The 13,033-nt window shown below is 76.8% G+C and carries 14 protein-coding genes; 7 read left to right on the top strand and 7 right to left on the bottom strand.

What is annotated here, in order from left to right:
• Window positions 1-15: 15 nt before the first annotated feature.
• The gene (locus tag OU787_RS18570) at window positions 16-894 is read right to left on the bottom strand and encodes a DUF3027 domain-containing protein (RefSeq protein WP_030458100.1); all 879 of its coding nucleotides are present in this window, start codon (window positions 892-894) and stop codon (window positions 16-18) included.
• 559 nt (window positions 895-1,453) lie between these two features.
• On the opposite strand from OU787_RS18570, the gene OU787_RS18565 reads away from it, so the two are divergent.
• The 4 genes from OU787_RS18565 to OU787_RS18550 all read left to right on the top strand — a co-directional run bounded on the left by OU787_RS18565 (window position 1,454) and on the right by OU787_RS18550 (window position 4,983).
• Entirely contained in the window at window positions 1,454-2,794 is a 1,341-nt protein-coding gene (locus OU787_RS18565) for an MFS transporter (RefSeq protein WP_051816565.1), read from the top strand.
• Window positions 2,795-2,901: 107 nt separating this feature from the next.
• The gene (locus tag OU787_RS18560) at window positions 2,902-3,438 is read left to right on the top strand and encodes a DUF2771 family protein (protein WP_030458102.1); all 537 of its coding nucleotides are present in this window, start codon (window positions 2,902-2,904) and stop codon (window positions 3,436-3,438) included.
• A gap of 11 nt (window positions 3,439-3,449) precedes the next feature.
• Entirely contained in the window at window positions 3,450-4,130 is a 681-nt protein-coding gene (locus OU787_RS18555) for a futalosine hydrolase (RefSeq protein ID WP_268660031.1), read from the top strand.
• Window position 4,131: 1 nt separating this feature from the next.
• Window positions 4,132-4,983: a 1,4-dihydroxy-6-naphthoate synthase gene (locus OU787_RS18550; RefSeq protein WP_030458104.1), complete on the top strand. Its 852-nt coding sequence runs from the start codon at window positions 4,132-4,134 to the stop codon at window positions 4,981-4,983.
• A 7-nt stretch (window positions 4,984-4,990) separates the two neighbouring features.
• Here the strand turns inward: OU787_RS18550 and OU787_RS18545 are convergent, their stop codons facing one another.
• Window positions 4,991-5,374 carry a cold-shock protein gene (locus OU787_RS18545; protein WP_030458105.1) on the bottom strand — a complete coding sequence of 128 codons (384 nt, stop codon included), beginning with the start codon at window positions 5,372-5,374 and terminating at the stop codon, window positions 4,991-4,993.
• A 324-nt stretch (window positions 5,375-5,698) separates the two neighbouring features.
• Window positions 5,699-6,832, bottom strand: a complete 1,134-nt coding sequence (locus tag OU787_RS18540) for an alpha/beta hydrolase (RefSeq protein ID WP_030458106.1) — start codon at window positions 6,830-6,832, stop codon at window positions 5,699-5,701.
• Window positions 6,833-7,033: 201 nt separating this feature from the next.
• Between OU787_RS18540 and OU787_RS18535 the strand changes: the two genes are divergently transcribed.
• On the top strand, window positions 7,034-7,300 hold the full coding sequence (locus OU787_RS18535; RefSeq protein WP_030458107.1) for a hypothetical protein: 267 nt from the start codon (window positions 7,034-7,036) through the stop codon (window positions 7,298-7,300).
• 7 nt (window positions 7,301-7,307) lie between these two features.
• Here OU787_RS18535 and OU787_RS18530 read toward each other — a convergent pair whose 3' ends face one another.
• Window positions 7,308-7,913, bottom strand: a complete 606-nt coding sequence (locus OU787_RS18530; RefSeq protein WP_123553412.1) for an HAD family hydrolase — start codon at window positions 7,911-7,913, stop codon at window positions 7,308-7,310.
• Between the two features lie 350 nt (window positions 7,914-8,263).
• Between OU787_RS18530 and OU787_RS18525 the strand changes: the two genes are divergently transcribed.
• Entirely contained in the window at window positions 8,264-9,055 is a 792-nt protein-coding gene (locus OU787_RS18525) for an ABC transporter substrate-binding protein (RefSeq protein WP_268660030.1), read from the top strand.
• 48 nt (window positions 9,056-9,103) lie between these two features.
• Here the strand turns inward: OU787_RS18525 and OU787_RS18520 are convergent, their stop codons facing one another.
• On the bottom strand, window positions 9,104-9,394 hold the full coding sequence (locus OU787_RS18520) for a hypothetical protein (RefSeq protein WP_268660029.1): 291 nt from the start codon (window positions 9,392-9,394) through the stop codon (window positions 9,104-9,106).
• Window positions 9,391-10,053, bottom strand: coding sequence for a hypothetical protein (locus tag OU787_RS18515; RefSeq protein ID WP_268660028.1), 663 nt, complete (start codon window positions 10,051-10,053; stop codon window positions 9,391-9,393). The genes OU787_RS18520 and OU787_RS18515 overlap by 4 nt, the downstream gene beginning before the upstream one ends.
• 155 nt (window positions 10,054-10,208) lie before the next feature.
• On the opposite strand from OU787_RS18515, the gene OU787_RS18510 reads away from it, so the two are divergent.
• A complete protein-coding gene (locus OU787_RS18510) occupies window positions 10,209-12,701 on the top strand; it encodes a helicase-associated domain-containing protein (protein ID WP_268660027.1) in 2,493 nt (830 codons plus the stop codon).
• Between the two features lie 39 nt (window positions 12,702-12,740).
• On the opposite strand, the gene OU787_RS18505 is transcribed toward OU787_RS18510, so the two are convergent.
• The gene (locus tag OU787_RS18505) at window positions 12,741-13,022 is read right to left on the bottom strand and encodes a hypothetical protein (RefSeq protein ID WP_030458111.1); all 282 of its coding nucleotides are present in this window, start codon (window positions 13,020-13,022) and stop codon (window positions 12,741-12,743) included.
• Between the last annotated feature and the right edge of the window lie 11 nt (window positions 13,023-13,033).

Here is a 13,033-nt window from a genome sequence, read left to right as displayed (position 1 = left end):
GCCGGAGCGCGGCGCTTACGCGTGGCCGAGTTCCTCGACCGGCGCGTCCGGTTCGACCGAGCCGGAGGTGCGGTCGGGGTGCAGCGGGAGGGGTTCGACGACCGTCTCGTCGAGGATCAGTTCGCTGGGGACGGGCGGGGCGGGCAGGACGGCGGCCTCGGAGTGCGCGCCGCAGCCGTAGGCGAGCGAGACGACCTGGCCGTCGGCGGGGCCGAACTCGTTGCCGCAGACGCCGAACGCCTGGCCGAGCGAGCCGCCGATCGGGACCAGGAAGCCGCAGGTGTCGCAGGAGGCCGGGGCGGACTGTGCCATCGGGGTCTGCGGGCCGTACGCGTTCTCCCAGCGCTCGGCGGCTTGGTGCAGGCCGCGCCGGGACAGGACGCGGGGGCGGCCGAGGCCGAGCTCCTCGGCGATCGCGCCGATCTCGGCGCGGGCGGGCGCCTGCTGGACGTCCTCGACGGTGGCGATCTCGTCCTCGGCGGCCTCGGCGAGCGCCGAGTTGGGGGCGATCTCGTCCTCGCCGGTCCAGCCGGGCTCCAGGCGCAGGTCGTCGGCACCGGTGGGCAGCAGGTCGCCGGGGCCGAGGTCGCCGGGCCGCAGGCGCTCGCTCCACGGCACCCACTGCGGGGCGAGGACGGCGCCCGCGCCGGGCAGCAGCGCGATCTCGTCGAGGGTGACGTTCTTGGCGCGCGGGGCGCGGGCGACGGTCACCGCCCAGTGCCAGCCCCGGTAGGCCGGGTCGAGGCACTCGAAGGTGTGGGTGACGACGCGTTCGGCATCCGCGCCCGCCTTCACGTGGGGGCCGACGACGGCCTCCCCGACGCTGTCCACCACGGCCTGGCGGGCGAGGTCGACGGCTTCTGCACAGAGCCGGTCAGGGGTACGGCTTCGCATCGCAGCACTCACGGCGTCGGTTCTCTCCCAGTCCTGTCATCCTGCGGCCTTGCGGTGGCCGCCGTCGGGCGGGCGCACCGGCTGCCGCTGCCACGTCTCCGGGGCGGCCCCCGCGAGCACGGGGCCGGTCCATTCTGCTAGACCCGGGGCCGCTCCGGGGCCGGGCCGCGCCGCCCAGGTCGGCCACCCCCCTGCGGGAGGCCGGGCATGCGCGTAGTGCAGGCTACCCGCCGGTCGGTGGTGCAGCACAGTCCGGGCCGTGGGGGCGGGCGCGCCGACGCCCGGACAATCACTCGTTAGGTCGGCGATTCTCGGGCAGGATGGGTGTGTGGCGGAGGAGATTCCGCCGCGGCACGAGCCGGGTCCCGAGCAGGCCGAAGGCCGTTCGGGAGCGTCCGCCGTGTCGCGGCAGCATCCGGTGGCCCCCGGCGAGCCGGAGGCAGATGCCACCTGTCCGACGCCCCGTCAGCCGGGCCCGGACCTCTCCAAGCACCCGGCCCCGGACTCCCCCACCGACCCCACCGACCCCACCGACCCCGCCGACCCGGACGCGCCGACGGTGCGGGCCCGGGGCCTCTGGGCGCGCGGCGCGTCGGCGGCGGGGGTGCGCACCGGCCGGGTGGTGCACGGCACGGGCCGGCGGATCCGGCGGGCGACGTCGGCGGAGGGCGCGGGCGAGTCCGGCCTGGCGAAGCTGATCGAGCTGCACGCGCTGAACTCGTTCGGCGACATGCTGATCACGGTGGCGCTGGCGTCCACCATCTTCTTCTCGGTGCCGACCGGCGAGGCCCGCGGCCGGGTCGCGCTGTACCTGCTGATCACGATGGCGCCGTTCGCGGTGCTGGCCCCGGTGATCGGCCCGCTGCTGGACCGGCTGCCGAACGGCCGCCGCTCGGCGATGGCGATGTCGATGCTGGCCCGGGCGGCGCTGGCCTGGGTGATGGCGGGGGTGGTGACCGGCGGCGGGCTGGCGCTGTACCCGGAGGCGCTGGGCGTGCTGGTGGCGTCGAAGGCGTACGGGGTGGTGCGCAGCGTGGTGGTGCCGCGGCTGCTGCCCGCCCAGTTGTCGCTGGTGAAGGCGAACTCGCGGGTGACGCTGGCGGGTCTGCTGACCACGCTGGTGGCGGGCGGGGTGGGCGGGCTGCTGCACCTGATCGGGCCGGGGTGGCCGCTGCGCGGGGCGTTCGTGGTGTTCGTGATCGGCACGCTGATGGCCTTCCACCTGCCGCACCAGGTGGATTCGGCGAAGGGCGAGCAGCGGGCGGAGCTGCACGCCGAGCCGCACGAGGTGCGGCCCAAGGGGGTGCTGCGGGCGGTCGGCCCGTCGGTGGTGATGGCGCTGCGCGGGGTGGCGTCGCTGCGCTGGCTGGTCGGGTTCCTGGTGATGTTCCTGGCGTTCCTGATCCGCCGGGACCCGCCGGGCGGCCTGCCGGGGACGGTGGCGCTGGGCCTGGTCGCGGCGGCGGCGGGGCTGGGCAACGCGCTGGGGTCGGTGCTGGGCTCGTGGCTGCGCACCCGCGGCTCGGAGGTGACGGTGACGGCGGTGCTGGCGCTGGCGACGGCGGCGGCGGGCGCGGCGGCGCTCTGGTACGGGGTGGTGACGGTGACGGTGGTGGCGGGCGTCGCGGGGATGGCGGCGTCGCTGGGCAAGCTGGCGCTGGACGCGCTGATCCAGCGGGACGTGCCGGAGGCGGTGCGGACCTCGGCGTTCGCCCGGTCGGAGACGGTGCTGCAGCTGAGCTGGGTGGCGGGCGGCGCGGTGGGCATCGCGCTGCCGCTGAACGCGGTGCTGGGGCTGACGGTGGCGGCGTCGGTGATGACGGTGATGCTGCTGTGGACGTTCCGCTCGCTGCTGCGGGTCGGGCCGCGCCGGTCGGCCGCGCGGCCCCGGGTGGCCTGAGCGGCGGGCCGGGCCGGGGTGCGCGGCGCGCCCGCGCTCGGCGTAACCTCGGGCGACTCGGGCACCCCGGCGTCGTGTGATCACGGAAGGCGAGTAGCCTCTTGCGCATGAGCCTCAGCACCCGTGCCATCGCCGGTATCGCCGGCGTCGTCGTCGTCGGCGCCGCCTCCCTCGGTACCGGTATCTACTGGGCGAACGACGCCGGCAAGCCCCGTGAGAACGTGGCGACGATGGTCGTCGGCACCTCGACCACCACCGCCGCCCCCTTCTGCTACAACGACGGCAAGCCGCTCGACGAGGACTACCTCACCAAGTGCCTGTCGGACATCAAGCAGGCCCGCAAGGACGCCAAGCTCCCGAAGCTGGACGTCCGCGCCAGTGACCAGATCGGCGTCGGCGTGCCGAAGGACCTGGCCGACAAGGGCTGGTTCGCGCTGACCAACGGCGGCTCCAACGGCCAGGTGCCGCTGGCCGGCGGCGCCGACGGCTCGGTCGTCACCGGGGTGACCTACTCCGGTTCGAAGAGCGCCGGCGCCCTGATGTCGAGCAACGACGTGACGTCGGTGACGGTGGTCTCGCAGGACAAGAAGTCCCAGGAGTACTACGCGGTCTGGGCCTTCGACCTGGACAACAAGAGCAGCTGAACCTCCGGTCGATGACCGCTGAGCGCACCGACGAGCAGCCCGGCCCCGCCGCCGGGCTGCTCGTCGTCGTCGCCGTGGAGGCGGAGGCCGGGGCGGTGCGGCGCGGGCTGGGCGCGGGTTCGGGCGCCGTGGTGCTGGCGGCCGGGGTCGGCCCGGCGGCCGCGGCGGCGGGCACGGCGGCGGCGCTGGCCGGCGGCCGGTACCGGCTGGTGCTGTCGGCGGGCATCGCGGGCGGGTTCGCGCCCGCGGCGCCGCTCGGGTCGCTGGTGGTGGCGGACGCCGTGCTGGCGGCCGACCTGGGCGCCGAGACGCCGGACGGCTTCGCGGACGTCACCGAGCTGGGCTTCGGCACGGTGCGGCACCCGGTGCCGCCGGGCCTGGTGGCGGCGCTCGCGGGGGCCACCGGCGGGGCGGTCGGCGAGGTGCTGACGGTGTCCACGGTGACCGGGTCGGCGGAGCGCGCCGCGCTGCTGAGGGGGCGTCACCCGCGGGCGCTGGCCGAGGCGATGGAGGGTTTCGGGGTGGCCGAGGCGGCCGCCCGCTGCGGTCTCGCGGCCGGTGAGCTGCGGGCCGTGTCCAATGCCGTCGGGCCGCGCGACCGCGCGTCCTGGCGGATCGGCGACGCGCTGGCGGCCCTGGAGCGGGCCTTCGCGGCGCTGCCGCCGGTGTCCGTCCTGCTCAAGGAGGTCTGAGATGGCCGAGCCGCTCAGCGTCGCGTACTCGCCCTGCCCGAACGACACCTTCGTGTTCCACGCCTGGGCGCACGGCCTGGTGCCGGGCGCGGACGCCCCCGCGGTCAGGTTCGCGGACATCGACGTCACCAACGGGCTGGCCGAGCGCGGCGAGCTGGACGTGCTGAAGATCTCCTACGGCCAACTGCCCTGGGTGCTGGACGAGTACGCGCTGCTGCCGTGCGGCGGGGCGCTGGGCCGGGGCTGCGGGCCGCTGGTGCTGACGGCCGGCCCGCGGGAGGCCGCGGAGCTGGCCGGGCGGCGGGTCGCGGTGCCCAGCGAGCGCTCGACGGCGTACCTGCTGTTCCGGCTGTGGGCGGCCGAGGCGGTGCCGGGCGGGTTCGGCGAGATCGTGGTGCTGCCGTTCCACGAGATCATGCCGGCCGTCCGGGACGGGAAGGTGGACGCCGGGCTGGTGATCCACGAGGCCCGGTTCACGTACCAGGAGTACGGGCTGCACTGCCTGGCCGACATGGGCGAGGCGTGGGAGGCGGCGACCGGGCTGCCGATCCCGCTGGGCGCGATCGTGGCCCGGCGCTCGCTGGGCGCCGAGCGGCTGCGCGAACTGGCCGACACCGTACGGGCGTCGGTGCGCGCGGCCTGGGCGGACCCGGCGGCCTCCCGGGAGTACGTGCTGGCGCACGCCCAGGAGATGGACCCGGCCGTCGCCGAGCAGCACATCGGGCTGTACGTCAACGAGTTCACCGAGGACCTCGGCGAGGCCGGCTACGCGGCGGTGCGCGGCCTGCTCGCCCGGGCCGCCGAGCGGGGACTCGTCCCCGCCGTCGACCCGGGCGCGCTGGCGTTCGCCTGACGGCCGGTCAGACGTCGAACTGGTCGGCGATGGCGCGCAGCACCATGGCGATCTTCTGGCCCTCCGGCTTGCCCGGGTAGCGGCCGCGCTGCAGGCCCGGCAGCACGCTGTCCAGCTTGGTGATCAGGTCCTGGACGATCGGGGCCATGTCGTCGGCGCTCTTGCGCTGGGCGGCGGCCACCGAGGGCAGCGCGTCCAGCAGTTGGACGCTCATCGCCTGGTCGCCGCGGTGGCCCGCGGCGATCCCGAACTCGACCCGCTGGCCCGGCCTCAGCGTGGTGACGCCCGCGGGCAGCGCCTTGGTGTGGACGAAGACCTCGCCCCCGTCGTCGCGCGACAGGAAGCCGTAGCCCTTCGTCTCGTTGAACCACTTGACCTGGCCGGTGGGCATCTCGAACAGTCCTCGGTATCGGGTGCGTGCGGCCTCGTCGGGCCGCGGGTGGATGTGCGGGTGGGCGCCCCGGTCGGGCGGCCGGTCTCGCTCAGTGGAGCAATGATCCCTCAGCGTTCACCGGAACGGCGAAGGGATTCCGGACCGGGGCGCGGCCGTGCCCCGCGCTCGCTGCGCCCTCCACTGGCTCACACCCCCGATCGGTGCCGGGCGGGCGTTCGTGGACCATCGGCAGGTCCGCCCGCGCGATGGCTGCATACCCGGGGGCGGCGCGGGTCGAAACTCCTTGCGCGCACGGAGTTGCGCGCTGTGACGCCGGGCCGGTCAGGAGGGGTCGGCGAGGTGGCCGCCGAGCCAGCCCAGCGAGGCCGGGAGCATCCGGGACCAGGTGGTGAAGTTGTGGCCGCCGCTGTCCAGGGTGATCGCCGAGACCTTGGTCGGGGTGCCCTTGGCGGCGGCCCGGAACCGCTCGGTCTGGTCGTAGTAGTCGCCGTCGCCCTCCCGGCTGCCGCCGACCAGCAGCGCGGTGGCCGGGGCCGGCAGGTGGGCGAGGCGCCACTCCAGGTCGGCCTGGTCGCGGCGGGCCCCGTCGCCGCCGAACAGGTCCCCGGTGGTCGGGTCCTCGGCGGCCTTGTAGTAGCCGGACAGCGACACCGCGGCCGCGAACACGTCGGGGTGACGCATCGCCAGCTTCAACGCGCAGTAGCCGCCGGTGGAGTTGCCGATCACGCCCAGGCTGCCCGGCCCCTCCGCGATCCGGTAGGAGGTGCGCAGCGCGGCGGGCACGTCGGCGCTGAAGTACCGGTCGGCCTGCGGGCCGCCCGGCACGTCCTCGCACTCGGTGTCCCGGGGCATCGCCGGGGAGGGGCGCATCAGCACCAGCACGGTGGGTTTGGCCCGGCCCTGCTCGGCCAGTTTGAACTGCACGGACGGGTAGTTGAGTTTGGTGACCAGGTTCTTGGCGTCGCCGGGGAAGCCGGTGATGGCGATCACCGCGGGGAAGCGCTTGGCCCGGTACTCGGGGCGGAAGTACTGCGGCGGCAGGTAGACGTAGCCCTCGGTGGTCAGGCCGGTGCTCGCCCCGGGCAGCCGGACCCGCTCCAGCCGGCCGACCTGCTCGGGGGCCCGGCCGGCCGCGCCGGTGTCGCGGACGTTCTCGGCGGCCAGCGTCTGGACGGCGGGGGCGCGGCCGAGCAGCTGGTTCTGGATGGTCACCGGGCCGTCGTCGCCGGTGCCCAGCAGGTCGTCCCAACTGCTGTAGAAGGCGAAGGAGTTGTTGGCCATCAGGGCCAGCGTGCAGAGCACCGCCAGCTGGGTGCCGACGATGGTGCCGAGCCGGCCCAGCACCGCCCGCCAGCCGCGCCCGGCCAGCCGGGGCCAGAGCCAGACCGTGCCCCCCACCGCCAGCACCGACAGCAGCGCGGACAGTGCCAGCACCTTGTGACTGGTCAGACCCATGTGCCCGTACGCCCCGCTCGCCCGTCGCCGTTCCCGCTGCCGCCCTTCAGCATGCCTGAGGGATTCCTGGGAATCCTGAGCGTTCAGTCGGAACGTGTGTCGCCGCGCCCCCGCCGATCGGAGGGGGCGCGCGGTGGGACAATCGACGGGAGTGCCCCGCGCGAAGGCGCCGGGAGCGCCCCGTGCGAAGGAGTGGTGAGAGTGAGCGACCGTCCCGACGACCCCGGTGACGTGCTGGTCCGCGTCGGCGGCATCGTGTTCGGCATCGGCATGCTGGCCACCGTCGCCACCTTCGTGCCGCTCTTCCTCGACCTGACCCGGCTGCCCACGTTCGCGTACTGGCTGTCGATGCTGATGCCGCTGGGCCTGCTGGTCGCCCTGGTCGGGCTGTTCGCCAACGCCCGGAGCAGCTCCCGGCGGCGGCGCGCCCGGCAGGCCGCCGCCACCGGCACCGCCGCCGCGGGCTGAAGCCCCGTCAGGCCCGGTGCGCGGCCAGCCAGGCCGGGAACTCGGTGAGGTCGCCCAGCACCGCGTCCGCCCCGGCCCCGGCCAGCTCGGCGGCGCTGTACGGGCCGGTGGCCACGCCCACCGCGACGGCGTCCGCGGCCCGGGCGCCGCGGATGTCGCCCAGGTGGTCGCCGACGTAGACGTCCGCGCCGTGCGCGCGCAGCGCCTCGCCCTTGGTCTCCGCCCACAGGTCGCCGACCAGCGCGTCCACCTCCAGCCCGATCGCGTCCAGGTGGCGGCGGGCGTTCGGCTCCCACTTGCCGGTGATCACCAGCACCCGGCCGCCCGCCGCCCGGACCGCGGCCACCGCCGCCAGCGCACCGGGCAGCTCGACGGTCGGCGCGATGGCGTGCTCCACGTACAGCTCGCGGTAGCGGTCGGCCACCGCCTCCAGGCGCTCCGGCGGGTACCAGTTGGCCAGTTCCCGCACCAGCGGCGGCCCGAGCCGGCTGACCACCAGGTCGGAGTCGATGACGGTGCCGGTCTCGGCGGCCAGCACGTCGTACGTGGCCTTGATGCCGGGGCGGGTGTCGAGGAGCGTCATGTCGAGGTCGAAACCGACGGTGAGAGCCATGCGGCCAGCCTAGCCAGCGGGGTTTCGGGCCCGAAAAGCCGGGGGGAAAGCCGCATCGCGGACATACTGGCTGCGGACGTACTGGCTGACGACCGACCGCGCCGCCGGAGGAGGTCCCGGGTGCCACCCCCGCTGTCCCGCCGGGCCGCCCTCGCCGGGCTCGGCGCCGCCCTGCTCACCGGCTGCGGCCCGCACCCGCTGCCGGAGGGGCCGCCGCTGCCCGCCGCCGCCGACGGCTCGCCCACCGGCAGCGGCACCCCCGCGCCGGCCCAGCCCAGCCCCCGCCGCGCCCCGCCGTCACCGTCGACGCCGCGGACGGGCCGGTCACCGTGCCCGGCGGGGTGCTCCGGGTGGTCGTCCGGGACACCGCCGAGCTGGACTCCGCGATGACCCTGGGCATCACCCCCGTCGGCGCCGCCAAGGCCCCGCTGGACGCCGGCCTGCCCGGCTACTGGCCCGCCTCCCGGCTCGCCCGGATCGCCGTGGTCGGCGACCTCGGGGCCGCCCCCGACACCGCCGCGATCACCGCCCTGCGGCCGCAGCTGGTACTCACCAACCTGACCCGCGACGCCGGCCGCCTCCCGGCCCTGCGGGCGATCGCCCCGACCGTGGCGACCCGGACCACCGGCGCGCCCTGGCGGGAGGACTTCCAGCTGCACGCCGCCGCCCTGGACCGCCGCGAACAGGCCGCCGCCGTGGTCGCCGGGTACGAGCGGCACGTCGGCCAGGCCAGGGCCGCCCTCGCCGCGGCCGGCGCCGACGGGCAGCGGATCAGCCTGGTCCGCTTCGTCGAGGGCTCCCCCGCCGTCCGGCTGTACGCCCGGCAGAACTTCCCCGGCAGCGTCCTGGCCGACCTCGCGCTGCCCCGCCCCGACCCGCAGAACGCCGACCGCTTCGACACCGAGACCGCCCCCGACCGGCTCGCCCCCGCCGACGGCGACCTGCTGCTGTACGCCGGCTACGGCGACCCCGCCCGCAACGGCCTGACCGCCGCCCTCGCCTCCCCCGGCTGGCAGGCGCTGGGCGCCGTCCGCGCCCACCGCGCCTTCCGGGTCGACGACCAGCTGTGGTTCCAGGGCATCGGCTACACCGGCGCGCACTTCCTGATCGCCGAACTGCTGTACCTGCTCGGCGCGGGCTGACCCCGGCGGAGCACACGCGTCGGGGCGCGCACCGCCGGAGAGGCCCCGCTACCCCTTGCGGCGGCGCAGCGTCACCGCCAGCACGAACAGCGCCGTCAGCACCGCCGCGGCCCGCAGCACGCCCGGCGCGGCCGCCCAGGTGGTGGCGCCCGCGTCGCTGCCCGGGGCCAGCGCGCTGCCCCAACGGCCCTTCTCCCGGCCCCAGTTCCACACCGTCAGACCGGTCACCGTGACCAGCGGGATGCCCAGCACGGCGAACTTCTTCATCAGGTCGGTCCAGCCCTTCGACAGGTACGCCGCGGCCCAGCCGAGCAGCATCACCAGCAGTTGGCCGGTCACCGCCCCGGCCAGCAGCAGGCCCGCACCGAGCAGCAGCAGCGGCGCCGGCCTGCGGGCCCCGGCCGCCGCGGCGGGGGCGGGGGCGGGGGTGCCGACGAGGCGTCAGGAGCGGCCTTCGGCTTGCCGAACAGCGCCGCCAGCAGGATCCGCCCCACCCCGGGGCGTTCGCGGACGGGCTCCGGGGCGGGCTCGGGCGCCGCCTCCGGTTCGGGCACGGGCTCCGGGGCGGGCTCGGGCGCGGCCTCCGGTTCGGGTTCCGCCAGGCCGAAGTACTGCGCGGTCCACCCGGGCTGTCCGATCCCGAAGTCCGGGGCGCTCAGGTCCTCCGAGTACGCGAAGGCCCGGTCGACCTCGGACTGCGACGACTCCCTGCCGACCGGCCCGACCGGCCCGGCCGGTGTCCGCGGCTTGCCCAGCTCGACGGCCGCGGCCCGCGGCGGCTGCGCAGGCACCGGCGGGACCGGCGGGACCGGCGGTGCGGCGGGGGCCTCGGGGACGGCAGCGGGCGGCGGCTCCGCCGCCGGCCGGGGCAGGTACACGCTCCCCCCGCCGTCCGAACCGTCCGCCGCCCCGCCCTCGCGCCACCACGAGCCGTCCGCCATCGCCCCGCCACCCGCCCTCACGTCCACGTACCCGCCGCCCACCGAGACGGTACCCACCCCCGCCCGCCCGAAGCGAGCCCCGACCGGCTGCCCGGAGCGAGTCCCGACCGGCTGCCGTCCCCGGCCCCGCGGCGTCGGAGCGGCCGCGGATTCGTACGGAGTTCGTCCGCCGTTCTGGGCCCCGAGCGGGGGCGTTGACTAGTCTGGACCGGATGACCGCACCGCAGAGCGCGCCGCGTGCCACCCGCGCCGCCGCACCCCGCACCCTGGCCGAGGAACTCCGCGGTCGGGAGGACGGGGCCGTCGCCGCACTGCTCCGGGCCCGCCCCGACCTGCTGAACCCGGTGCCGACCGACCTCACCCAGCTGTCCGCGCGGCTCTCCAGCCGGGCGTCGGTGCTGCGCGCCCTGGAGCGGCTGGACCGGTTCACCCTGCAGGTCGCCGAGACGCTCGCGGCCGCCCCCGAGGGCGCGTCCGAGGCCGCCGTGCGGAGCCTGCTGACCGGGCCCGCCCGGGTCAAGCCGCACCCCGGCGCCGAGCCCGTCGACCGGGCCGCCGTCACCGCCGCGCTGCCCGCCGCGCTGGCCCGGCTGCGCGAGCAGGCCCTGCTGTGGGGGCCGGACTCCGCGCTGCGCCTGGTCCTGGCCGTGCGCGAGGCGCTCGCCCCCAGCGCGCTCAACCCCGGCCGCACCGGACTCGGCCCGGCCTTCGCCGACGCCACCGCCGGCATGTCGCCCGCCCGCCTCCAGCAGCTGCTGGCCGGCACCGGCCTGCCGCCCACCCCGGACCCGGTCACCGCCGTCGCCGCGCTCACCGCCCTGCTCGGCGACCGCAAGCGGCTGGGCGCGCTGCTCGAACAGGCCCCGCCCGCCGCCCTCGGCCTGCTGGAGCGGCTGGTCTGGGGCCCGCCCACCGGCACCGTCCCGGACGCCGCCCGGCAGGTCACCGCCGAGGACGCGCGCAGCCCCGTCGAGTGGCTGCTCGCCCGCGGCCTGCTGCTGCCCTCCAGCCCCGGCTCGGTCGTGCTGCCGCGCGAACTCGCCCTGCACCTGCGCGGCGGCCGCACCCACCGCGGCGTCGACCCGGCGCCGCCCGCCGTCGCCCCCGTCGTCGAGCGCGACCCGGTGGTCACCGACCGCACCGCGGCCGGGCAGGCCGGCACCGCCGTCCGCACGGTCGAGGAGCTGCTGGAGTCCTGGAGCCTCACCCCGCCGCCCACCCTGCGGGCCGGCGGCCTGGGCGTGCGCGACCTCAAGCGCGCCGCCGCCCTGCTGGAGGGCTCCGAGGCGGACGCCGCGTTCTGGATCGAACTCGCCCACACCGCAGGGCTGGTGGCCCCCGACGGCGAGGTCGACGAGGTCTGGGCGCCGACCCCCGCCTACGACGCCTGGCTGCAGCAGGACACCGCCGAACGCTGGAGCGTGCTGGCCCGCGCCTGGCTCGCCGCCACCCGGGTCGGCCGCCTCACCGGCACCCCCGACGGCAAGGGCCGCCCGCGCGCCGCGCTCGGCCCCGAACTCGACCGCACCCTCGCCCCGTCGGTGCGCCGCGCCGTCCTGACCCGGCTCGCCGAACTCCCGCCCGGCACCGCCGCGTCCGCCGACGCCCTGCTGCCCGCCCTGCGCTGGCACCGCCCGCTGCGCGGCGGCCCGGTCGGCGCCGACGGCCGCGACCTGCGCGACCAGCTCGCCGAGTGGACCCTGCACGAGGCCGAACTGCTCGGCGCCACTGGCCGCGGCGCCCTCGCCGCCCCGGCCCGGGCCCTGCTCGACGGCGCCGACCCGGTGCCGGTCCTGGCGCCGCTGCTGCCCGAGCCGCTCGACCACGTCATCCTGCAGCCCGACCTGACCGCGATCGCCCCCGGCCCGCTGCTCACCCCGCTCGCCCAGGCCCTCGCGCTGGCCGCCGACATCGAGTCCAAGGGCGGCGCGACCGTCTACCGCTTCACCCCCGACTCGGTCCGCCGCGCCCTGGACGCCGGGCGCACCGCCGCCGACCTGCAGGCGTTCCTGGCCCAGCACTCCCGCACGCCCGTCCCGCAGCCGCTCGCCTACCTGATCGACGACGTGGCCCGCCGGCACGGCATCCTGCGGGTCGGCGCCGCCTCCTCCTACCTGCGCTGCGACGACCCCCGGCTGCTCGACGAGGTCCTCGCCGACCGGCGCGCCGCCGAACTGCGCCTGCGGCTGCTCGCCCCCACCGTGCTGGCCGCCCAGGCCGGGCCCGAGACCCTGCTCGCCGTGCTGCGCACCATGGGCTACGCGCCCGCCGCGGAGTCCGCCGAGGGCGACGTCGTGATCACCCGCCCCGACAGCCGCCGCACCCCGCCGCGCACCCCGCCGCTGCCCGTCCCGGACGGCCCCGCCCGCCCCGACGACGCCCTGCTGGCCGCCGCCGTCCGCGCCATCCGGGCCGGCGACCGGGCCGCGACCGCCGTCCGCAAGGACACCGTGGCCGGGCCCGCGGCGAGCGCCGCCGTCCCCCGCACCGCCGCCGCCGACACCCTGGCCGCGCTGCAGACCGCCGTCCTGCTCGGCGAGCGGACGTGGATCGGCTACATCAACGCCGAGGGCCTCTCCTCCCAGCGCGTCATCGACCCGGTCAAGGTCGAGGGCGGCTTCGTCACCGCCTACGACCACCTCGCCGACGAGGTGCGCACCTTCGCCCTGCACCGCATCACCGGCGTCGCCGAGGTCGAGGAGTAGCGGCCGGGGCGCGCCCCCTCGCCCCGGCCCCGCTCCGGACTACTTGCCGGCGTGCTGCTTCGCGTCCTCTTCGGCCTTCTGCTTCTTCGCCTCGTCCACGATCGCGTGCGGGTCCGGCATCTTCGGCTCGACGCCCGTCAGCAGGCCGGTGCCGGTGAAGGCGACGGTGCCGATCAGTCCGCCGGGCTGGCCGATGTCGGCGACCTGGTCGAGGGCCATGGCCTCGGTGTCGGCCGCGTGGGCGGGCGCCGCCCCGAGGGCGGTGGCGAGGGCCGCGCCGGAGAGCGCCAGGCCGGCCAGGAATCGGTTGGGCTTGATCATGCCCTGCCCAA

The organism is Kitasatospora sp. YST-16 (assembly GCF_026802215.1).
Classification (GTDB): domain Bacteria; phylum Actinomycetota; class Actinomycetes; order Streptomycetales; family Streptomycetaceae; genus Kitasatospora; species Kitasatospora cineracea.
This window is presented reverse-complemented; position numbering and strand designations above follow the sequence as displayed.